Annotated in this window: 18 protein-coding genes and 4 tRNA genes; 14 read left to right on the forward strand and 8 right to left on the reverse strand. The window is 68.2% G+C overall.

Features of this window, described 5'->3' with window-relative positions; all coding sequences use genetic code 11:
* Positions 1–40 precede the first annotated feature (40 nt).
* From guaA to JHW41_RS11040, 4 genes are all read left to right on the forward strand, one after another.
* Entirely contained in the window at positions 41–1,606 is a 1,566-nt protein-coding gene (gene guaA / locus JHW41_RS11025; RefSeq protein ID WP_078995771.1) for a glutamine-hydrolyzing GMP synthase, read from the forward strand.
* A gap of 462 nt (positions 1,607–2,068) precedes the next feature.
* Positions 2,069–4,783: an AAA domain-containing protein gene (locus tag JHW41_RS11030; RefSeq protein WP_250449921.1), complete on the forward strand. Its 2,715-nt coding sequence runs from the start codon at positions 2,069–2,071 to the stop codon at positions 4,781–4,783.
* A 475-nt stretch (positions 4,784–5,258) separates the two neighbouring features.
* Positions 5,259–5,417, forward strand: coding sequence for a hypothetical protein (locus JHW41_RS11035; RefSeq protein ID WP_250449922.1), 159 nt, complete (start codon positions 5,259–5,261; stop codon positions 5,415–5,417).
* A 246-nt stretch (positions 5,418–5,663) separates the two neighbouring features.
* Positions 5,664–6,038 carry a hypothetical protein gene (locus JHW41_RS11040; RefSeq protein ID WP_250449923.1) on the forward strand — a complete coding sequence of 125 codons (375 nt, stop codon included), beginning with the start codon at positions 5,664–5,666 and terminating at the stop codon, positions 6,036–6,038.
* Between the two features lie 20 nt (positions 6,039–6,058).
* Here JHW41_RS11040 and JHW41_RS11045 read toward each other — a convergent pair whose 3' ends face one another.
* On the reverse strand, positions 6,059–6,778 hold the full coding sequence (locus tag JHW41_RS11045; RefSeq protein WP_250449924.1) for a TetR/AcrR family transcriptional regulator: 720 nt from the start codon (positions 6,776–6,778) through the stop codon (positions 6,059–6,061).
* Between the two features lie 117 nt (positions 6,779–6,895).
* Here JHW41_RS11045 and JHW41_RS11050 point away from each other — a divergent pair, with 117 nt between their 5' ends.
* Both JHW41_RS11050 and tadA read left to right on the forward strand, forming a co-directional pair.
* On the forward strand, positions 6,896–7,405 hold the full coding sequence (locus JHW41_RS11050; RefSeq protein WP_057947883.1) for a DUF1993 domain-containing protein: 510 nt from the start codon (positions 6,896–6,898) through the stop codon (positions 7,403–7,405).
* A gap of 140 nt (positions 7,406–7,545) precedes the next feature.
* Positions 7,546–8,028, forward strand: coding sequence for a tRNA adenosine(34) deaminase TadA (gene tadA / locus JHW41_RS11055; RefSeq protein WP_269432961.1), 483 nt, complete (start codon positions 7,546–7,548; stop codon positions 8,026–8,028).
* A gap of 170 nt (positions 8,029–8,198) precedes the next feature.
* Here the strand turns inward: tadA and JHW41_RS11060 are convergent, their stop codons facing one another.
* The 4 genes from JHW41_RS11060 to JHW41_RS11075 all read right to left on the reverse strand — a co-directional run bounded on the left by JHW41_RS11060 (position 8,199) and on the right by JHW41_RS11075 (position 11,914).
* A complete protein-coding gene (locus JHW41_RS11060; RefSeq protein WP_250449925.1) occupies positions 8,199–8,816 on the reverse strand; it encodes a hypothetical protein in 618 nt (205 codons plus the stop codon).
* A gap of 42 nt (positions 8,817–8,858) precedes the next feature.
* Entirely contained in the window at positions 8,859–9,995 is a 1,137-nt protein-coding gene (locus JHW41_RS11065) for a Cache 3/Cache 2 fusion domain-containing protein (protein ID WP_250449926.1), read from the reverse strand.
* 754 nt (positions 9,996–10,749) lie between these two features.
* On the reverse strand, positions 10,750–11,232 hold the full coding sequence (locus JHW41_RS11070) for a DUF2721 domain-containing protein (RefSeq protein ID WP_240635310.1): 483 nt from the start codon (positions 11,230–11,232) through the stop codon (positions 10,750–10,752).
* 196 nt (positions 11,233–11,428) lie between these two features.
* Complete coding sequence (locus tag JHW41_RS11075) at positions 11,429–11,914, reverse strand: DUF2721 domain-containing protein (RefSeq protein ID WP_057947880.1); 486 nt, start codon at positions 11,912–11,914, stop codon at positions 11,429–11,431.
* A gap of 62 nt (positions 11,915–11,976) precedes the next feature.
* On the opposite strand from JHW41_RS11075, the gene orn reads away from it, so the two are divergent.
* Positions 11,977–12,558 (forward strand): oligoribonuclease, encoded by a 582-nt coding sequence (gene orn, locus JHW41_RS11080; protein ID WP_250449927.1) that lies wholly within the window; start codon positions 11,977–11,979, stop codon positions 12,556–12,558.
* 234 nt (positions 12,559–12,792) lie between these two features.
* Here orn and JHW41_RS11085 read toward each other — a convergent pair whose 3' ends face one another.
* Together JHW41_RS11085 and ppsA are read right to left on the reverse strand one after the other, a co-directional pair.
* Complete coding sequence (locus JHW41_RS11085; RefSeq protein ID WP_250449928.1) at positions 12,793–13,800, reverse strand: mechanosensitive ion channel family protein; 1,008 nt, start codon at positions 13,798–13,800, stop codon at positions 12,793–12,795.
* A gap of 8 nt (positions 13,801–13,808) precedes the next feature.
* Positions 13,809–16,196: a phosphoenolpyruvate synthase gene (ppsA, locus tag JHW41_RS11090; protein ID WP_078996350.1), complete on the reverse strand. Its 2,388-nt coding sequence runs from the start codon at positions 16,194–16,196 to the stop codon at positions 13,809–13,811.
* Positions 16,197–16,354: 158 nt separating this feature from the next.
* Here ppsA and ppsR point away from each other — a divergent pair, with 158 nt between their 5' ends.
* From ppsR to JHW41_RS11125, 7 genes are all read left to right on the forward strand, one after another.
* Entirely contained in the window at positions 16,355–17,176 is an 822-nt protein-coding gene (gene ppsR / locus JHW41_RS11095) for a posphoenolpyruvate synthetase regulatory kinase/phosphorylase PpsR (RefSeq protein ID WP_057947877.1), read from the forward strand.
* A gap of 320 nt (positions 17,177–17,496) precedes the next feature.
* Positions 17,497–18,048 carry a DUF1249 domain-containing protein gene (locus tag JHW41_RS11100; RefSeq protein ID WP_250449929.1) on the forward strand — a complete coding sequence of 184 codons (552 nt, stop codon included), beginning with the start codon at positions 17,497–17,499 and terminating at the stop codon, positions 18,046–18,048.
* A 45-nt stretch (positions 18,049–18,093) separates the two neighbouring features.
* Positions 18,094–18,169 (forward strand) — tRNA-Ala (locus JHW41_RS11105).
* 49 nt (positions 18,170–18,218) lie between these two features.
* Positions 18,219–18,294: transfer RNA gene (locus JHW41_RS11110), tRNA-Glu, on the forward strand.
* 85 nt (positions 18,295–18,379) lie between these two features.
* Positions 18,380–18,455: transfer RNA gene (locus JHW41_RS11115), tRNA-Ala, on the forward strand.
* Positions 18,456–18,513: 58 nt separating this feature from the next.
* Positions 18,514–18,589, forward strand: a tRNA-Glu gene (locus JHW41_RS11120).
* A gap of 256 nt (positions 18,590–18,845) precedes the next feature.
* Positions 18,846–19,484 (forward strand): DUF1294 domain-containing protein, encoded by a 639-nt coding sequence (locus tag JHW41_RS11125; RefSeq protein ID WP_250449930.1) that lies wholly within the window; start codon positions 18,846–18,848, stop codon positions 19,482–19,484.
* 180 nt (positions 19,485–19,664) lie between these two features.
* Here JHW41_RS11125 and JHW41_RS11130 read toward each other — a convergent pair whose 3' ends face one another.
* Positions 19,665–20,414 (reverse strand): hypothetical protein, encoded by a 750-nt coding sequence (locus JHW41_RS11130; protein WP_057947876.1) that lies wholly within the window; start codon positions 20,412–20,414, stop codon positions 19,665–19,667.
* Positions 20,415–20,422 lie beyond the last annotated feature (8 nt).

Genomic DNA, 20,422 nt, shown 5'->3' on the forward strand with positions numbered 1-20,422 from the left:
CTTCTCTCGTTTCTCACTCCTCTTGACTCGTTTCTGGCCCATGGACATCCATAGCGACAAAATCCTGATCCTCGATTTCGGCGCCCAGTACACCCAGCTGATCGCCCGCCGCATCCGCGAGCTCGGCGTCTACTGCGAGATCTGGGCCTGGGACCACGATCCGGCCGAGATCGAGGCCTACGGCGCCAAGGGCATCATCCTGTCCGGCGGCCCGGAATCGACCACGCAGGACGGCTCGCCGCGCGCGCCGCAGCAGGTGTTCGACGCGGGCCTGCCGCTGCTGGGCATCTGCTACGGCATGCAGACCATGGCCAAGCAGCTCGGCGGCGACACCGAGGCCGCCGGCCAGCGCGAGTTCGGCCACGCCGAAGTGCAGCTGGTCGCGCAGGACCATCTGTTCGACGGGCTCAAGGATCATCCGGGTTCGCCGCCGCGCCTGGACGTGTGGATGAGCCACGGCGACCACGTGTCGAAGGCGCCGGACGGTTTCGTGGTCACCGCCAAGACCGACCGCGTGCCGATCGCCGCGTTCGCCGACGACGCGCGCCGCTGGTACGGCGTGCAGTTCCATCCGGAAGTGACCCACACCAAGCAGGGCCAGACCCTGCTGCGCCGCTTCGTGGTCGACATCTGCGGCTGCCAGACGCTGTGGACCGCGGCCAACATCATCGACGACCAGATCGCCCGCGTGCGCGAACAGGTCGGCAGCGACGAGGTCATCCTCGGCCTGTCCGGCGGCGTCGATTCCTCGGTGGTGGCCGCGCTGCTGCACAAGGCCATCGGCGACCAGCTGACCTGCGTGTTCGTCGACACCGGCCTGCTGCGCTACAACGAAGGCGACCAGGTGATGGCGATGTTCGCCGAGCATATGGGCGTCAAGGTCGTGCGCGTCAACGCCGCCGACCGCTACTTCGACAAGCTCGCCGGCGTCAGCGACCCGGAAGCCAAGCGCAAGATCATCGGCAACCTGTTCGTCGAGATCTTCGACGAGGAATCGCACAAGCTCGCCAACGCCAAGTGGCTGGCGCAGGGCACCATCTACCCGGACGTGATCGAATCCGCCGGCAGCAAGACCGGCAAGGCCCACGTCATCAAGAGCCACCACAACGTCGGCGGCCTGCCCGAGGACATGAAGCTCGGCCTGGTCGAGCCGCTGCGCGAGCTGTTCAAGGACGAAGTGCGGCGCCTCGGCGTCGAACTCGGCCTGCCGCGCGAGATGGTCTACCGCCACCCGTTCCCGGGCCCGGGCCTGGGCGTGCGCATCCTCGGCGAGGTCAAGCGCGACTACGCCGACCTGCTGGCCAAGGCCGACCACATCTTCATCGACGAACTGCGCAAGGCCGGCCTGTACGACAAGACCAGCCAGGCCTTCGCGGTGTTCCTGCCGGTCAAGTCGGTCGGCGTGGTCGGCGACGCGCGCGCCTACGAGTGGGTGATCGCGCTGCGCGCGGTGGAGACCATCGACTTCATGACCGCGCACTGGGCGCACCTGCCGTACGACTTCCTCGGCACGGTGTCGAACCGGATCATCAATGAGCTGTCGGGCGTGTCGCGGGTGGTGTACGACATCAGCGGCAAGCCGCCGGCGACGATTGAGTGGGAGTGAGGCTAGACGCTTCGGCAACCCCCGCCAGCGATCGCGCATCGCTGGCGCTTGCCGATCTGCCGGAAGCGTAGCTCGCAGTATCTGCACGGCCGATGCAGGTCCGATGCAGATTAGATACGGATCCAATGCAGGCCGGATGCGTTGCCGCAGCGGATGCGCCGCTGAATGCTGCCCGCCGGCGGCGGCGCATCGCGTCCGTTTCGCGCTTGTCCGGAACCTGCGCGGTCTCAACCGGGCGGCTATCGTCCGGGTTTCAAGCGAAATGCTGTGACGCTCGTTCGGCTCTGAATCCAACGGGGTTCGCTGTTCGAGCGAATGCCGAGTCGCGGCGGACAGCGAGCGGCCGGGTCGCCTTTCGGCCGTGCGCGCAACGATGGCAAGATGGCTCCTACATCGGAAGTAACGGCATCGACCGCGGTATGAACGCGAGTTCGGAGCCGTTCGCGAACGAATGGGGGACGCATGGTTTCCATTCACGTCGGCGGCGAGGACAAGACCGCGGAGATCGCCAGCTGGTCGATCCGGCACGATCAGAGCGACGGCCTGCAGCTGGAGTACGAGTGCTCGAAAAAGCGGAAGCATCGGCATCCGCTCGGCGATTGCCGCATCGCTCCCGTCCGCGAACTCGACGAAGCCTTGCTGGTCGGGCATGGCAGCGCGGTCGTCAAATCCATCGCCAAGGCGACGATCTACGCAGAGCGCTTCGCCGTCGGGTTCTATCCGGGCCGCGATCAGCCCTACGTCCATAAACTGGACAATTTCGACATCGCCGCGCCGACGGGGATGAGGCAGTCGCCGGTCTTCCGCTATCTGCTCGATGTGGCCACGGCCCGGCAGGATCGGGCGGAGCCGGGCAGCGACCGCAGCATCAAGGAAAATGTGGTCCGGCAGCTGGAAAAGCTGCTGCCCAGCGCCGATACCGCCTTGCATGCCTATTGCACGGCAAGCAATGCCGAACGCGCGGCGGGCAAGGGTCTGATCTATCCGTTCGGCGTCAACGAAAGCCAGCTCGCGGCGGTCGAACAGGCCTTCGCCGCGCAGGTCAGCGTGATCGAAGGCCCGCCGGGAACCGGCAAGACCCAGACCATCCTCAACATCATCGCCAATATCCTGCTGCGCGGGCAGACGGTGGCGGTGCTGTCCAACAACAATGCGGCGGTCGAGAACGTCTACGAGAAGCTCGAAAAGAACGGCCTCGGCCATCTGGTCGCCAAGCTCGGCAGCCGCGAAAACCGAGACAGTTTCTTCGCCGGGCTGCCGTCCCGGCCGTCGGGCGAGCCCGAGCCCGCGCCGACGCTGGGCGAGATTCAGGGCCTGCTGGCCGATTTGAAGCAGCACCTGCGCGATCACAATCGTGCGGCGCAATTGCAGGTCGAAATCGACGAATTGAGCGTCGAGCGGGGCTACCTGCGGCAATGGCAGGCAGACAATGCAGTGCAGGCCGCCGCTTCGCTGGACAAGTACGGGCTGTCGCCGCGACAGATCGCAGACCTCATGGCCTACCTCGCGCATCTGGGCGAGCAGCGCATCCGCCTCATGGATCGCATCGAGTTGCTGCTCAGGTTCAGGATCTTTCGCGCCAAGCCGTTCGATCGGGCGGAAGCGCGCTTGTCCGTGTTTCATGCCTTGCAGATGCATTACTACGACAAGGCTTTGCAGAACAAGCAAGCGGAGCTGCGGGCATGCCGGGCCTCGCTGGCGCGCGGGGATTTCGCCGCCTCGCTGGAGCGATTGAAGACGGCGTCGATGCGCCATCTGAAGCGCCACCTGCATGGAGCGCCCCAGGTTTCGGCCGATTTCGATGCGCAGAACTACCGCAGGCAGCACTTCGACGAGTTCCTGCGGCGCTTTCCGATTCTCGGAAGCGGCACGCATTCCATCGTCAATTCGATCGCGCAGGGCGCGCTCCTGGATTACGCGATCGTCGACGAGGCGTCGTTGCAGGACATCGTCCCGGGCGTTCTGGCGCTGGGCTGCGCCAAGAACGTAGTGATCGTCGGCGACAACCGACAGCTGGCGCATATCCCCGCAATGCTGGGCCTGCCGGCGCCCGCCGAGGCCTACGATTGCGAGCGTTACAGCCTGCTCGATTCGTGCATCGGCGTATTCGGGCGGTCGCTGCGCAGGACCCTGCTGAAAGAGCATTATCGCTGCCACCCCAGGATCATCCAGTTCTGCAACCAGCAGTTCTACGACAACGCGCTGGTACCGATGACCCAGGACAAGGGCGAGGAACCGCTGCGCTTGGTGGTGACCGCCAAGGGCAACCACGCGCGCGACAACACCAACCGGCGGGAGCTGGACTCCCTGCTCAAGGTGTTGCTGGAAGGCGAGGGCGACCCGGTCGGGCTGGACGGCGATGGCCGCGGTTTCATCGCGCCGTTCCGGGCGCAAGTCGTTCTCGCCGGCAAGAACCTGCCGGCCGATTTCGTCAAGGACACCGTGCACAAGTTCCAGGGCCGCGAGTGCGATGAGATCGTGTTCTCCACCGTGCTCGACAAGAAACGCCGCAATCAAGCGCGCCAGCGCCTGGATTTCGTCGACGACCCGCGCATGATCAACGTGGCGGTGTCGCGAGCCAAGCACCGTTTCACCCTGGTCACGGGCGACGAGGTGTTCGCCGGCAATAACGGCCACATCGCGGCCTTGATGCGCTACGTCGCGTACTACGCGCGCGACGAACAGATCGTGCGCGCGCCGGTGGTGTCGGCTTTCGATCTGCTGTATCGCGAATACGATCAGTCTTTGGCGCGCTTGAACGCGCGTTTGCGCCCCGCGGATTCTCGCTACAAGTCCGAGCAGATCATCGCGCAGTTGTTGCGCGAGGCCTTGTCCGCTGCTTCGTGCCGGACGCTGATGTGTCACCACCAGGTCAAGCTGGATCAGCTCGCATCGTCGGGCAATCCGGCGCTGACGCAGCGCGAACGCGCTTTCATGGCGCGCGCGAGTTGCGATTTCGCGATCTATTTCAAGGTCGGCAAGACTCCGTTGGGCGTCGTCGAAGTCGACGGCGGCTCCCACGACCATCCCGATCAGGCTGCGCGCGATGCGCTGAAGAACGGCATCCTGGCGAAAAGCGGTATCGAGATCCTGCGCCTGCGCACGGTCGAGAGCGGCATCGAAGAGAGAATCGCCGCCTTTGTCGCCCGTTGGGCGAGCCCGGCGCTCGGCTCGTAGCGATTGCACCGCGGGGCGCGCAAACTGTGCACGCGGCGGCCGATGTGTGACCGCCGCTACCTGCGGCCGCTTTGCGGGTCCGGGTTCGTCGGAATTCGCATCGCTTAGTGTGATCTGCAACGCGTTACCGCATCGGCGCCGCGGTTACGGTGCGCCTTCGCCTGTGCGCAACCGCTTGCGCCGTGGCGTTGGAGGCCGGCATGTCTGCTGACGCGCCAGATCGATGCTCCAGTTCGCGGCGTCGCCCGCCCGCTAGTCGCTGCGCGGGTAGGGCCGCCGGCACCGCTGCATCGCCGCGCACGCATCGAGGGCGCGCGCGAGATCCCCGATCCGCATCGCATGCCCTCGCGGCGGCGATGCAGCGCCGCGGACGGAGCCGCGGCGGTACCGCCGGACGGCCCGCGCCGCCGGCTTTCGCGCCGGGCGCCGCCGGATGCGCGCGCGCGGCCTTCGCCACCGAAGACAGGAGTGCGTCATGAAGACGATGTCCCGCGCCAAGCTGTTCCTGACCTGCTGCGCGTTCGCGTTCGGCTTGACCGTCAGTCTGTCCGCGTTCGCGCGGCCGTGCTGCAGCAGTTGCGATCCGAACCAGCCCGATTCGCGGTGCTGGATCATCTGCTCGGACGGCTGCTGAGTCGGTTCGTGGCGGCAAGGGAGCGGCGATCCGCTCCCTTGCCCTCGGGGCGCGGCGGCGTGCCGGCCCCCTTCGGCGAGGCCGGGCCTGTGCTCCGGTCTGCGGCCGGCTCCTTGCGGGGCGTCCGCGCGGGGCGCCTTCGACGCCTGCCCGCGCCCGCGCGGTCGCGGCGACGTCCGTGCCGGTTCGATCGCGGCGCCAATTGCCGTAATTAGGACAATTCCAGGCCGCAATGGTCCGTAGCCTATGGGCACACGGACGGCGGCGGCGCGCCGCGCGCCCGCTGCGGCGGCGGTGTCGATTCAGCGCTGCGCGGTTCGTCGTCGTATCGAAGCCGGCCCAAACATCCCCCGCAGCCGGCGATCCGAGTCCGATCAGGAGAAACGCATGGAGCGATATCTGCCCGTGGCCGCCGCATTGCTGGCTCTGCCGCATCTGCTGTCGATCGCCGCCGCCCGGCACGAACCGCCCGCCGCCGTGGCGGCGCCGCCGCCGCGCACGGTGTCGGCGCCGGCGCGCGCGCACTGCGCCGCGCTCCGGCTGCCGGTGGCGTCGATTTCGCGTCCGGCGCCGCGCCGCGGCTTCGCCGGGTTCGCGCAGCAGCCCTACCTGCAACCCTAAACGCGGCCCGCAGACGCGATCTACGCCGAGGGCCAGGCGCGCAGGGCGGTGCGCAGCACCTCGCGCAGCTGCGCCGCGTCGGCGCCGTCGCGGGCCTGGATCGACAGGCCTTGCACCACCGTCGACAGGAACTTGGCCAACGCGGCCGCGTCGGCACCGGCGGGCACATCGCCTTCGCGCTGGCCGCGCCCGATGCGCGCGCGGAAACCGGCCTCGACGCTGGCGCGGTGCGCGCCGAGTTCTTCGCGCAGTTGGGTAGCGTCGCCGAGGCCGCCGGTCTCGGCGGCGACCAGCATGCAGCCCGAGCGGGTCGGGCAGGCGGCGAACCCCTCGGCGAGCGCGTCGAACAGGCGCGCGAAGGCTTCGCGCGCCGCCAGCCCGGGCGTCGCCAGCACGCTGCCGTGTCCGCGCCGGAACTGCTCCAGATAGCGTTGCAGCGCGGCGCGGAACAGGTCTTCCTTGCTGCCGAAGGCGGCATAGAGGCTCGGCGCGGCGACGCCGATGGCGGCGGTCAGCTCGCTCATCGAGGTGGCTTCGAAGCCGCGCTGCCAGAACATCCGCATCGCGGTTTCCAGGGCTTGATCGCGGTCGAAGCCGCGCGGGCGGCCGCGTGGGCGGCGCGGTTTCGCCGCGGCGGCGTCGGTGGCGGCTTCGGCGTTCTCGCCGAGCGCCGGCTCGGGCGCGGCTGCGGGCAGGCCCGTGCCGCCGGAGGGTTCCGGATGTGCAACGCCGAATTTCATAGCGATCGATATTAAATTCGTTGACCCCCGCCGGGCAAGCGCTCAGACTCGGCCGGCCCGCCCATACGGCGGGCGTTGCCCGCTTCGTTTCCCTGCCACGCCACCCAGGAAACCCCCATGAGCCTTTCGCTCTACGACATCAGCGTGCCCGCGTTCCAGCGCGGCCTCGACGTGCTTTCGCATCTGCTCGACCAGGGCATCGCCCATGCCCGCGCCCAGGGCCAGGACCCCGAGCGATTGCTGGCCGGGCGGCTGGCGCCGGACATGTACACCCTGGTCGGCCAGGTCCAGTCGGCCAGCGACGCGGCCAAGTTCGGTGCCGCGCGCCTGGCCGGCATCGCGCCGCCGAGCTTTGCCGACACCGAGACCACCCTGGACGAGCTGCGCGAGCGCATCGCCAAGACCCAGGAATTCCTGCGCACGGTGACCCCGCAGAGCATGGACGGCCAGGAAGAGCGCGAGATCGTGATCCGTCCCGGCGGCCGCGAACTGCGCTTCGTCGCCCGCGACTACATCCGCGGTTTCGTCCTGCCGAACTTCTATTTCCACCTCACCACCGCCTACGGCATCCTGCGCCACCTCGGCGTGCCGCTGGGCAAGATGGACTACCTGCGCGGCGCGGCCTGATCGCGCGCACCGCCGCGGGCGCGCTGCGCTCGCGGCGGTGCGCATCCGAGACTGCGGACGCAGCGGATGCGCACGCGGCGCGGCTGCACCATAATCGCGCCCGGGCGCCGCGCCGCGGCGGCGCCGGAGCGAGAAACAGCGTGAGCGAGCAACAGGCCGAGATCGACCGTTACTGGATGCGCCGGGCGCTGGATCTGGCCGAGCGTGCCGAGCGCGAGTACGACGAGATCCCGGTCGGCGCGGTGCTGGTGTCGGAAGCCGGCGAACTGCTCGGCGAAGGCTGGAACCGCAACATCGGCCTGCACGACCCGTCCGCGCACGCCGAGATCGTGGCCATGCGCGACGGCGGCCAGCGCATCGGCAACCACCGCCTGGTCGGCGCGACCTTGTACGTGACCCTGGAGCCGTGCGCGATGTGCGCGATGGCGATGGTGCACGCGCGCGTGGCGCGGGTGGTGTTCGGCGCGTTCGATCCCAAGACCGGCGCGGCCGGCAGCGTGTTCGACCTGCTGGCCGATCCGCGCCACAACCATCGCGTGGCGGTGCTCGGCGGGGTGCTCGGCGACGAGGCCGGGGCGCGCTTGAGCGCGTACTTCCGGCGCAAGCGCGGCAAGGCGGTGTAGCGGGGCGGGGTTTCAGGTTCGCGGCGATCGGCGGGCTGCGCGGTCGCGACTTGCGTCGCTCCTACAGGGCGAGGCCGCGACAACGTCCACCGCTGTAGGAGCGACGCAAGTCGCGACCGCGACACCCCGACCACGACGAAACCCACGCCTGACCCGCGCCCCTTCGCCCCTCAGCGCAACGCCGCGAGCGCCGCGCGCGCCTCCTCGCTGAAACGCTGCGCCTCCTGCTGCGAATACAACTGCCCGGCCAGTTGCGTAATGGCCTTGTGCGGATCGCCGCCGGCGGCGTCGAGCGCTTCCTGGCACAGCATCCCGGCGATCGGCCCCAGGTAGTTCAGCGCGACCTGCTCGAGCGCCTGGCGCGCGCGCGGATTGACCGCCGCCGCCGCGGGCGCCGCTGGCGCGGCGGGAGAGGCCGGCGCGCCCGGCAGCGGTGCCGGCGTCGCCGCCGGCGAGTACTGATACTGCTGGCCGCCGAGGTCGTGCTCGAACCCGCCCAGCAGCCATTCCACCGAGCCTTCGCTCAGCGGCGCGCGCCCGGGCGGCAACGCGGCGATGCCGCTGCTCTCGAAGCGGACCTTGGCCGCCGACACCATCGACAAACGCTGCACCGCTTCTTCGTTGCGCAGCATCCGGTACACCACCTCCTGCACCTGGCCCTGGTGCAGGCGCACGATGCAGGAGTGGTTGTCCTCGGTGACGATGTAGGCGAAGCCGGAGGAGCGCTTCTGCGCCAGCATCTTGAGCTCGCGCAGCACCTGCACCAGCGGTCGGAACTCATTGCTCATGCGACGCTCCCTGGGGCGCTGTCGGGGTCGGGACGATGCGGATCAGCGCGAGAGCTTGGCCAGCCGCTCCATCGCCACGCGCACGCTGTAGGACAGGCGCGAGATGGCGCGGGCGAGCTTGCCGATCTCGTCCTTGAGTTCGGTCTCCTCGATGGTGTGGCCCCACTTGCCGACGCTCAGTTCCTCGGCGACCGTGGTCAGGTGCTGGATCGGCTTGAGCACGCGGCTCCAGATCAGGCCCCACTGCAGGCCCAGGATCAGCGCGCACACCAGCAGGCCGATGCCGCCGATCCACAACGACTGGCGCACGATCGCCTTGTCGACGTCGCTCTTGGGATAGGCCGAGACCAGGGTGAAGCCCCAGTTCGGCACTTCCTCGCGGCTGACCACCCAGCCTTCCGGCGTTTCCTGGGCGATGCGCGCGATCTGCGCCGGATCGACGGTCGCGCCGGTCTTGGAGTGGAAGCGCAGCTTGTCCTTGCTGTCGAACACGGCGATGAAGCCCGAGTCCAGCACCTGGCTGGCGTCGACGACTTCCGACAGCGCCTGCAGGTCGGTCTTGTAGCCCACGTACCACACGCCGATCGCGCGGCGGGCGTCGCTGTCGGCGAAGATCGGCTCGTAGCCGGTGACGTAGGGCGTGCCGAGGATGTCGACCACGCCGTAGAAGTTCTCGCCCTTGCGCATGTGCGGGATCACCTGGCCGAGCGGATCGAGCTGGGTGCCGATGGCGCGGCTGCCGTCGTCCTTGCGCACGTTGGTGGCGACGCGCACGAAGTCCTCGCCGTCGCGCGCGAACAAGGTCGCGGTGCCCTGGGCGATGGCGGTGACGCTGTCGACCAAGGCGAAGTTGTTGGCCTGCGAGACGCCGCCGAGCACCAGGTCGTTGCTGGCGCGGCCGCCGACGGTGACGCGTCCGCCCAGGCTGGCGGCGCCGAGCTTGCGGCCTTCGCTGCGCAGCAGGCGCATGGCGTCGTGGGTGCGGTCGAGCATGATCGAACGGGTGACGCCGAACAGGCTCTGCAGCGCCAGCGTGCGGCGTTCGATGGATTGGGCGGCGTCGGCGCGCACGTGGCGCGCCTGGGCGATGGCGAGCACCACGGTCAAGGCGAGCACGGCGACCAGCACCAGCGCCAGCACGGGCAGCAGCAGGCGCACCCGCAACGAGTGAAGAAACATCGGATCATTCCCCTGGAGCGCGTTGATGAAATGCGGTTCGGACCGCAGCCGCGCGATTGCGCGGGCGATGCGGCGGGGCGCTCCTTGCCCGATGCGCGTATCGGCGGCCGAACGACGGCCAGAAGATAGCGGCATCGTTTTTTGTTGCACAACGCGTTCGTGGCTTGCGCAGCGGGCGCGGCTTACCCGTCTGCGAATGCGGCCGGCGTACTGGCGGTGTGGCGTGCGAGTCGTTCTTGTGGATCTGGTGCGCTATGTGCGTCAAGCGTGGAGGTCGGTTTGCCACGCTCGACTACAAGCTATAGGTCGGTGGCGGGCGCAGCATATCGATAGCGGGCGATCGTGGATCGTGCGGCCAGTCGCAGAAGAATTTGCCGTCGCCGGACGGACGCCGGCGAACCTTGCGAACTGTGCGGAGCGCTTATGCGGCATGTGCTGGCCGACACGCAGCGCGGCCCGCGGCATGGCCGCCGGCAGTGCCGTATCGCGTATACGCTTGCGTCCGCATCGGCGAGGCGTGTGCAAAAAGCGAGAGGCTGGCGCGACAGAAAAAGTGCGCCGCTCGGCCCGCGCTCGCTGCGCGCGAATCGCGCGCTGCGTCGATGCACCGGCGATGTGGCGATGCGGGCCCGGACTTTGCGCGTGCGCGCATGACGCTTGCGCATGCCTGCGTTGGCCGCGAAGGCCGGCGCGCGATCGGGCTTTGTGACGCAGTGCCGATTCTCCGCGAAACCCGCCGCGCGCAGGGGTAGGGTCAGCCGCGTTTCCTGCGGCCGTGGTCGCGGTCGAACTCGCGCTTCACTTCGGCGTCGAGCATGCTCACGCTCATGCGCGCTTCGCGGCCCATGTTGATGCAGGCGGCCAGCACCAGCAGCACGCCGCACATCGCCAGCCCGGTCGGCACGCCGCGCAGGCGGTAGTCGGCGAACTGGTCGATGCCGATGGCCAGGCTGGTGCCGACGAAGGCGGTCATCGCGCCGTACAGCAGTTGCAGGCAGGTCAGGATCAGGCGCACGCGCCGGCGGTGCAGGATGATGCGCGCTTCCAGGTACTGCCGCGCGTGCTCGTCGACGGTGTCTTCCAGCGTCGCCAGTTGCTGGCGCATGCGGTCGACCACGCGCGCCAGGCGGTTGTTCGACGACACCAGCAGCGAAGCGGTGGCGGTCAGGAAGAAGGCCGGCGTGATCATCGCCGAGACCACGGCGTAGTGCGAACTCAGTTGCAGCGGGTCGGGCATGGCGGCGTGCGGAGGCGCGTGCGTGGGATCCCATGATGCCGCAAGCGCGGGGAGCTGTTGTGGGAGGGGCTTCAGCCCCGACGCTGTTCGGCCGGTTCGCGCCGTCGGTGCGTGGCGGCGGACCGAAAAGCGTCGGGCCTGAAGGCACTCCCGCAGGGCGACGCCGCTACGGCGCGGCTTCGAGGCCGCCGCCCGCTCAGCCGCGCGCCTTGGCCCAGCGCTTGACCGCGCTGGCGTGGCCGTGGTCCATCTCCTCGTTGACCGCCTCCACCGCCAGCGAGGATTCGCGCGCCAGCAGCAGGCTGGCGGCGAACATCGACAGCACCCCGAACGCGGCCAGCACGGTCGGCACCAGGCCCAGGCGATAGCCGAGCACTGCGTCGCCGGCCACGGTCAGGCTGGTGCCGACGAAGAAGCTGATCGCGGTGTAGAGCAACTGGCTGCCGCGCAGGATGATCCGGCTGCGCTTCTTCTGGCGCAGGATGTGGCGTTCGATCAGCTCGCGCTCTTCGGCGTCCTCGGTCTCGGCCAGTTCCTTGAGCAGGACCCGGGCGCGGTCGATGACCCGGGCCAGGCGGTTGTTGGCCGACAGCAGCAACGAGGCGGTCGCGGTCAGGAAGAACGCGGGCGCCAGCATCGCGGTCAGGATCGCGTAGTGGACGTCGGGAGCGTTGGCGGTCATCGCGGCGCGGCCATCGGGGCGGGTGGGCTATCATGCCGCGACCTGCAACCCTACGGCGAGCCATGAGCGGACACCCCGGACACGAGCACGGACACGAACACCGGTTGATATGGATCGACCTGGAAATGACCGGGCTGGACACCGACCGCGACTCGATCCTGGAGATCGCCACCGTCGTCACCGACGCCCAGCTCAGCGTGCTCGCCGAAGGCCCGGAACTGGCCATCGCCCATCCGTTGCAGCGGCTGGAGGCGATGGACGAGTGGAACCGCAACCAGCACGGCAAGTCCGGCTTGTGGCAGCGCGTGCTGGAGCAGGGCGTGACGATGGAAGAGGCCGAGCGCCGGACCCTGGCGTTTCTCGCCGACTGGGTCGCGCCGAACACTTCGCCGATCTGCGGCAACTCGATCTGCCAGGACCGCCGCTTCCTGCACCGCTGCATGCCGAAGCTGGAGAAGTACTTCCATTACCGGAACCTCGACGTCAGCACGGTCAAGGAACTGGCGCGGCGCTGGGCGCCGGAGGTGCTCGCGGGGATGCACAAGGACAGCAAGCACACCGCGCTGAGCGACGTGCACGACTCGATCGCCGAGCTGCGGCATTACCGCGGGTTCATGGGCAAGCTGGGCGGGCTCGCGGGCTGAGCCTTTCTTGCGGTCTCGCGCGAGGCCGCAACGCAGCGACTATAGGAGCTGGGCGAGCTGCGACCGCCAACTTCGCGAACCGGCGCCGGCATGAAGCCGACACGACGCGGCTGAAGGCGCGATCCAGGTTTCGCCGAAGTTCCATTTGCGCAGTCGCAGCTTGCGCAGCTCCTACAGGGAGAAACCCACTGGCGCGGCGAAGGGGGAGGGCTTGCGCCCCTCCCCGTGAACAGCTCAAATCTTGGGCTTTACGCCGGCCGCCGCAACGTCGCCGTCGTCCGCCACCGCCTTGGTCAACACCTCGCCGATCGGCCGCCCGTCCGCATCGTGGTGGTACACGTGCAGATCGCGCTGCGGATACGGGATGTTGAGGCCCTTGCCGATCAGATCGTTGCGGATGGCCTCGACCAGGTCGCTCTTGGTGTGGACCAGATCGCCGGTCTTGGCCCAGGCGCGCAGCTCCAGGTTGACGCTGCTCTCGGCGAGCGCGGTCACCAGCACTTCCGGCGCCGGGTCCTTGAGCACCTTCGGGTGGGCACTGGCCAGCGCCAGCAGGGTGTCCTTGGCGACTTTCAGATCGTCGTCGTAGCCCACGCCGACGGTGAGGTCGATGCGGCGCTTGGGGTTGGCGGTGAAGTTGACGATGACCGCGGTGGTAATCAGGCTGTTGGGCAGCACGATCACCCGGTTGTCGATGGTGCGCAGGCGGGTCTGGAACACCCGGATCTGCTCGACCGTGCCCTCGACGCCGGCGGCCTGCACGTAGTCGCCGGCGCGGAACGGCCGCAGCACGATCAGCATGACGCCAGAGGCGATGTTGGACAGCGAATCCTTCAGCGCCAGGCCGATCGCCAAGCCGGCGGCACCGAGCACCGCCAGCACCGAGGTCGTCGGCACGCCGAGCGCCTGCAGCGCGGCCACCGCGACCACCACCACCATCACCGCATAGGCGATGTTGCGCAGGAAGCCGCGCAGGGTGACTTCCATGTTGGCGCGGGTCATGACCCGCTCCAGCGCCCGCGACAGCCGCTTGGCGATCCACAGCCCGATCAGCAGGATCGCCAGCGCGGCCAGCAGCTTCAGGCCCTGGGTCTGGGCCCAGCCCATCAGCTTGTCGAAGTCGAAACCGGCGCCGAGCCCGATGACGGGATCGGCGGCCTGAGCCTTGGCGGCGGCCGCTTTCGCGGGCGCCGCCTGGACGGTCTGGGCGGTGGTCGCCACGACGGCGTCGCTTTTCGCCATGCCGGAACTCAGCCCTGGCCCTTGGCCTTGGCCAGGCGCAGCCAGGTGTCGACGACGGTGTCGGGATTCAGCGACACCGACTCGATGCCCTGCTGCATCAGCCACTCGGCCAGATCCGGATGATCGCTCGGGCCCTGGCCGCAGATGCCGACGTATTTGCCCTTGGCGCGCGCGGCCGAGATCGCCATCGCCAGCAGCTTCTTGACCGCCGGATCGCGTTCGTCGAACAGCTGGGCGACGATGGCCGAGTCGCGATCGAGGCCGAGGCTGAGCTGGGTCAGGTCGTTGGAGCCGATCGAGAAGCCGTCGAAGATCTCCAGGAACTCGTCGGCGAGCAGCGCGTTCGACGGCACCTCGCACATCATGATGATCTTGAGACCGTTCTCGCCCTGCTTGAGCCCGTTCTTCTCCAGCACCTCGACCACGCGGCGACCCTCATCGAGCGTGCGCACGAACGGGATCATGACCCAGCAATTGGTCAGGCCCATCTGCTCGCGCACCTTGAGTACAGCCTGGCACTCCAAAGCGAAAGCATCGGTGAAGGACGGGTCGACGTAGCGGCTGGCGCCGCGGAAGCCGATCATCGGGTTCTCTTCGTGCGGCTCGTAGCGCGAGCCGCCGATCAGGTTGGCGTATTCGTTGGACTTGAAGTCCGACAGGCGCACGATCACCGGGTTCGGCGCGAACGAGGCGGTGATGGTGGCGATGCCTTCGGCCAGGCGGTCGACGTAGAACTGCACCGGGTCGTCGCCGTAGCCGGCGATCTTCTCGTCGATCTTCTTCTTGGTCGCCGCATCCTGCTGCGCGTATTCCAGCAGCGCCTTGGGATGGATGCCGATGTGGCTGGCGATGATCATCTCCAGCCGCGCCAGGCCGACGCCGGCGTTGGGCAGCATGGCGAAGTCGAACGCGCGCTCGGGGTTGGCGACGTTCATCATCACCTTGAGCGGCGCCGGCGGCATCTTGTCGAGGTCGGCGACGTGGCGTTCGAACGGCAGGGCGCCGTCGTAGATGTAGCCGGTGTCGCCTTCGGCGCAGCTGATGGTGACGGTCTCGCCTTCCTTGATCGTGTCGAGCCCGTTGCCGGTGCCGACGACCGCCGGCACGCCGAGTTCGCGCGCGATGATCGCCGCGTGGCAGGTGCGGCCGCCGCGGTTGGTCACGATCGCCGCGGCGCGCTTCATCACCGGCTCCCAGTCGGGATCGGTCATGTCGGCCACCAGCACGTCGCCGGGCTGCACCCGCGCCATGTCGTCGAGGCTGCGCACCACGCGCGCCACGCCGCTGCCGATCTTCTGGCCGATGGCGCGGCCCTCGGCGATCACGGCGCCGCGCTGGCCGAGCTGGTAGCGCTCGATCTGGGTGGCCTTGGCCCGCGACTTCACCGTTTCCGGGCGCGCCTGGACGATGAACAGCTTGCCGCTGACGCCGTCCTTCGCCCATTCCACGTCCATCGGCCGGCCGTAGTGCTTTTCGATCACCAGCGCCTGCTTGGCGAGCTCGTGCACGTCCTCGTCGGTGATCGAGAACTTGCTGCGCAGCTCGGCCGGCGTGTCCTCGGTGCGCACGCGCTCGCCGGGCTGGTCCGAATAGACCATGCGCAGCTGCTTGGCGCCGACGCTGCGGCGCAGGATCGCCGGCTTGCCCTGGCTGAGCGTGGGCTTGTAGACGTAGAACTCGTCGGGGTTGACCGCGCCCTGCACGACCATTTCGCCGAGGCCGTAGCTGGAGGTGATGAACACCACGTCGCGGAAGCCGGATTCGGTGTCCAGGGTGAACAGCACGCCGGACGCGCCGACGTCGGAGCGCACCATCAGCTGCACGCCGGCGGACAGGAACACGTCCTCGTGCTTGAAGCCGTGGTGCACGCGGTAGGCGATGGCGCGGTCGTTGTAGAGGCTGGCGAAGACTTCCTTGACCTTGCGCACGACGTCGTCTTCGCCGGTCACGTTGAGGAAGGTTTCCTGCTGGCCGGCGAACGAGGCGTCGGGCAGGTCTTCGGCGGTGGCCGAGGAGCGCACCGCGACGGCGACGTCGCCGCCGCTGCTGCCGGCATTCTCGTCGCAGAGCTTGCGGTAGGCGGCGCGGATGTCCTGGTCCAGGTCGGGCTGCAGCGGCGCGTCGATGACCCAGCCGCGGATTTCGCCGCCGGCTTTGGTCAGCGCCGGCACGTCTTCCACGTCGAGCGTGGCGAGGCGGTCGTAGATGCGCTGGTGCAGGTCGTTATGGGCGATGAAGGCCTTGAAGGCCTCGGCGGTGGTGGCGTAGCCGCCGGGGACCGAGACGCCCAGGTTGGCCAGGTTGCCGATCATCTCGCCAAGCGAGGAGTTCTTGCCGCCGACGCGGGCCAGGTCGTGGAGGCGCAGCGCGTGCAGCCAGAGGATGTTCTCGTTCAAGACACACTATCTCCGAGGGGGACTAGGACGCATCGAGGCGCGGCCAAGACGATATGATCGCCCGTGCGTCCGGGGCATACAAGCTTGATCCGGCGGGCTTTTTGTACTGGCCCCCGGGCTTTTTCCGACTGGCACCGTTTTCTTAGACGAGGTTATCGATGGCAGGAACCCGCCCGGTCTTCTACGTTTCCGACGGCACCGGCATCACCGCCGAGACCATCGGCCACAGCTTGCTGACGCAGTTCACCGAGACCCGCTTCGTCACCGACCGCATCCCGTTCGTGGACACGGTGGAGCGGGCGCAGGAGGTCGCCGGCAAGATCCGCGAGGCGGCGGTGGCCTACGGGGTGCGCCCGGTGGTCATCAATTCCTGCATGGACGGCGAGGTCGGCGCGGCCCTGGCCGAGAGCGGGGCGCTGATGCTCGACGTTTTCGCGCCGTTCATCGAACCGCTGGAGCGCGAGCTGCACGAGACCCGCCAGCGCCGCATCAACCAGGCCCACGGCATCGTCGACTTCGACAGCTACCACCGCCGCATCAACGCCATGAACTACGCCCTGACCCACGACGACGGGCAGAGCGTGGACTACAACGAGGCCGACCTGATCCTGGTGGCGGTGTCGCGCGCCGGCAAGACCCCGACCTGCGTGTACCTGGCCCTGCATTACGGCGTGCGCGCGGCCAACTACCCGCTGACCGAGGAAGACCTCGAGCACGACCGCCTGCCGCCGCGGCTGCGGCCGTTCCGGCAGAAGCTGTTCGGCCTGACCATCGATCCGGTGCGGCTGCAGCAGATCCGCCAGGAGCGCCGGCCGAACTCGCGCTACGCCAAGTTCGAGACCTGCAAGTCCGAGGTGGCCGCGGCCGAGTCGATGTTCCGCGCCGAGCGCATCCCGACCCTGAGCACCACCCACACCTCGATCGAGGAGATCGCCAGCAAGGTCATGACCACGCTGGGGATCCACCGCGAGATGTTCTGAACGCATCGTTCAGGCCGCTTGCGGCCGAGACGGGGAAGAGCCCGGCGCGCGCAGACGCGCCGGGCTTTTTTTCGGGCGTCGCGCGCAGTCGCGGCCGGCGCGATGCGCGCAAGCGAGGCTACCGGCATGACGCGGCGGAGGAGGGGCGTGGTGGGAGAGGGCGATGCTGAATGGAGGCGGGCGCGCGACGCGCTGGCTGCGGCGTTTCGCGAGGCCTTTGCGCGTGCCCGCCGACATCGCGAAAGAGCCTATAATTTAAGGGTTTTTCGTCATTCCGTCAATCCTGCCGCGAACGTCGCGCAGCGTGTAGGATCGCGTGCATGACGCAAGCCGCCTCCCGTTTCGCGCGCATCCCCAAGCTCAGCCGTTTCGGCTGGTTGATGGGCCTGTACGCGGAGAACCACGAACGCCTCACCCGCATGTTCGAGCCGGCCGGGCTCGCGCGCGGCACGTACCTGTCGCAGGTCGGCGACGGCCTGGACCTGCGCCTGGACGTGCTCGAGCAGCATCGCTACACCACCGAGCTGCGCCTGACCTACGCCATGCAGGACCCGCTGACCGGCGAACCCGATCCTTCCGCCTACGTGCGGCTGTACCACGACGCGCATCAGGTCGAGGCCACCCACTGCTATGTTGGACGGCGCTGGCAGGACGCGATCGGCATGTACCCGCCGCCGGCGCAGGTGCTCGGCCACCGCATGCGCATGAATACTTTTCTCGGAAAGTGGCTCGAGTATCTAGCCGAACGCGGGCATGGCATGACAAGATTGCGCCCCGTCGAACTCGACCCGTCGCCGCCCGATCCGAACGAGGACGATCCTCGCGGAGCAGGGCACGACGGAGCGGCAAAAAATTCAGCGATGAATGCTTGACGACTTCGCTGAACGCCCGCTAAGATGTTCGTCTTTCCAGCCCGTGGGGCCATAGCTCAGCTGGGAGAGCGCCTGCATGGCATGCAGGAGGTCGCCGGTTCGATCCCGGCTGGCTCCACCACTCTTCGAACTGGTGAAAGGGTTTCGAAGGGAATAAGTTTCAAAGGTTTGTCCCCATCGTCTAGAGGCCTAGGACATTACCCTTTCACGGTAGCGACCGGGGTTCGAATCCCCGTGGGGACGCCACATCAAAACCCCCTGTCCAGGGGGTTTTATATTGAAGCCCTGCGTTTTGGGGGTTTCGATGCGACACAGAGAGTTTCCAGCGCGTGGGGCCATAGCTCAGCTGGGAGAGCGCCTGCATGGCATGCAGGAGGTCGCCGGTTCGATCCCGGCTGGCTCCACCAACTTTTCGAACGCGTGAAAGGGTTTCGAAAAGCCGCCGGAATGCTCCAAACCAGTTTTGTCCCCATCGTCTAGAGGCCTAGGACATTACCCTTTCACGGTAGCGACCGGGGTTCGAATCCCCGTGGGGACGCCAAATCGATTGAACATCCAGGGCTGCCGAAAGGCGGCCCTGGTTGTTTTTGCGGTTGTGGAATTCGTATTCGCATCGGGTCCGGCGGGTAGCGCTCATCTGCCGCAGCGAGCAAGCGAATCTGTCTGCGAGGCCGCCGGATTGATTTACGCTGGGCGTCGCGACGGAGCTCGGGCCGGGCTCGGCGAATTCCGCTATCGCCCGACGCCCGGGCTTCGCCGCGGTCGAAACTCAACGCACATAGCAGGGGAGCGACGCAATGCGACTGGCGGGCCGGATCTGCGAATGGAACGACGACAAGGGCTTCGGTTTCGTGGTCGCGCACGACGGCGGCGCGCGGGCGTTCGTGCACGTCAAGGCGTTCCAGCCGGGTTCGCGCCGGCCGGTGCTCGGCGACCTGATTTCGTATCGGGCCGCGAACGATGCCAAGGGCCGCGCGAATGCGGTCGATGTGCGTTTCGCCGGGCAGCGGATCGAGCGGCATCCGTCGCCGTCCGCCGGGCCTTCGCCGTTGCGGCGGATTCCGCGGTGGCCGTTGGGTGTAGCGGCGTTGCTGGCGGTCGCAGCGCTGGGCGCGCTGGGCTGGGTGCCGGCCGCGGTGCCTCTGGTGCAGGGCTTTTTCAGCTTCGCGTCCTACATCGCCTATTGGTTGGACAAGGATGCGGCGGGCGCGAGCCGGCGGCGTACGCCCGAGAGCACCTTGCATGTGCTGGATCTGCTCGGCGGCTGGCCGGGCGCGTTGATCGCGCAGCAGCAGTTCCGCCACAAGACGGTGAAGCCGTCGTTCCAGGCGAAGTTCTGGGGCACGGTGCTGCTCAATCTGGTCGCCGTGGCCGCTGCGGTGCGCCTGGGCTGGGCGCGCGCGTTGACCGATCTGTTGCTCGACGGTCGCGTCTAGCCGCTCGCTGCGCGCGCGAGAATTTTCGGTGTCCGGGCGGCGAGCGTCGGTTGCCCGGCGCGAACGCGGCGCAGCCGCTTTCCGCGGTGGCGGCGTCGGGAATCCCGCGGCGATCGCACGACAAAACCCCCGGCTCGGCCGGGGGTTTTGTCTAATCGCGATGCGGTCGCGCCGGTGGATTTACTCGGCGGCGGCCGGGCCGTACATGCCGTTGTGCACCGTCTCGACGATGTCGTCGGCGCCGCCGGTGTTCCAGGGCTGGCCCTTGGCCGAGGCGTACAGGGTCAGCTTGGCCGGGATCGTGCGGCTGCCGGCCTGGCCGAGCGCGCGGTCGAACTCGGCGACGCCTTCGAGCAGCTTCTTGGTCTTGAGCTTGGCCGGCGCGCCCTTGCCCGCCAGCACTTCCTGCAGGCGCGCGCCGAGCACGGGCACGGTGCACTGCATCTCGACCTCGGCGATGCGGCCGTTCTTGACGTATTCGTTGGCGTATTCGCGGTTCGACACGCCGCGGCATTCGGCGCCGGACGCGAGCAGGTTGACCCGCTTGATCGCCGCGGCGACGGCCGGCTTGGCCTTCTTCTTGTCGACCTTGGGCATGTCCTCGAGCATGGCGTCGGCGAAGCCGTCGTACTGCGCGTCCATGGCGGCCTGGTCGGCCAGGACGACCGCCTTCTCGCCATTGGGGAACAGCGGCTTGAGGTAGTCGTTGAGCTGGGTCGCGGCTTCGGCGTCCTGGCGCAGCGCGATGCGGGCGTACAGCTCGGCGACCTGCTCGGGCTTGAGGGTGTTCTTGGGCGCCGCGGCCTTGGCCGCCTTGGCGGCCTTCGACTTCGACGGCTTGGCCGCATGGGCCGGAACGAACGCCGGCGCCAGCGCGGCCGGGATCAGCAGGGCGGCGAGAAGCGCGTTGCGCAGGGAGGGGGTGGGCATGCTGGCGG

This window comes from Lysobacter enzymogenes, assembly GCF_023617245.1.
Lineage (GTDB): Bacteria > Pseudomonadota > Gammaproteobacteria > Xanthomonadales > Xanthomonadaceae > Lysobacter > Lysobacter yananisis.

Coding starts and splice junctions, on each gene's coding strand:
- guaA (WP_078995771.1), top strand. CDS start 41: ATGGACATCCATAGCGACAAAATCCTGATCCTCGATTTCGGCGCCCAG.
- JHW41_RS11030 (WP_250449921.1), top strand. CDS start 2,069: ATGGTTTCCATTCACGTCGGCGGCGAGGACAAGACCGCGGAGATCGCC.
- JHW41_RS11035 (WP_250449922.1), top strand. CDS start 5,259: ATGAAGACGATGTCCCGCGCCAAGCTGTTCCTGACCTGCTGCGCGTTC.
- JHW41_RS11040 (WP_250449923.1), top strand. CDS start 5,664: ATGGGCACACGGACGGCGGCGGCGCGCCGCGCGCCCGCTGCGGCGGCG.
- JHW41_RS11045 (WP_250449924.1), bottom strand. CDS start 6,778: ATGAAATTCGGCGTTGCACATCCGGAACCCTCCGGCGGCACGGGCCTG.
- JHW41_RS11050 (WP_057947883.1), top strand. CDS start 6,896: ATGAGCCTTTCGCTCTACGACATCAGCGTGCCCGCGTTCCAGCGCGGC.
- JHW41_RS11060 (WP_250449925.1), bottom strand. CDS start 8,816: ATGAGCAATGAGTTCCGACCGCTGGTGCAGGTGCTGCGCGAGCTCAAG.
- JHW41_RS11065 (WP_250449926.1), bottom strand. CDS start 9,995: ATGTTTCTTCACTCGTTGCGGGTGCGCCTGCTGCTGCCCGTGCTGGCG.
- JHW41_RS11070 (WP_240635310.1), bottom strand. CDS start 11,232: ATGCCCGACCCGCTGCAACTGAGTTCGCACTACGCCGTGGTCTCGGCG.
- JHW41_RS11075 (WP_057947880.1), bottom strand. CDS start 11,914: ATGACCGCCAACGCTCCCGACGTCCACTACGCGATCCTGACCGCGATG.
- orn (WP_250449927.1), top strand. CDS start 11,977: ATGAGCGGACACCCCGGACACGAGCACGGACACGAACACCGGTTGATA.
- JHW41_RS11085 (WP_250449928.1), bottom strand. CDS start 13,800: ATGGCGAAAAGCGACGCCGTCGTGGCGACCACCGCCCAGACCGTCCAG.
- ppsR (WP_057947877.1), top strand. CDS start 16,355: ATGGCAGGAACCCGCCCGGTCTTCTACGTTTCCGACGGCACCGGCATC.
- JHW41_RS11100 (WP_250449929.1), top strand. CDS start 17,497: ATGACGCAAGCCGCCTCCCGTTTCGCGCGCATCCCCAAGCTCAGCCGT.
- JHW41_RS11125 (WP_250449930.1), top strand. CDS start 18,846: ATGCGACTGGCGGGCCGGATCTGCGAATGGAACGACGACAAGGGCTTC.
- JHW41_RS11130 (WP_057947876.1), bottom strand. CDS start 20,414: ATGCCCACCCCCTCCCTGCGCAACGCGCTTCTCGCCGCCCTGCTGATC.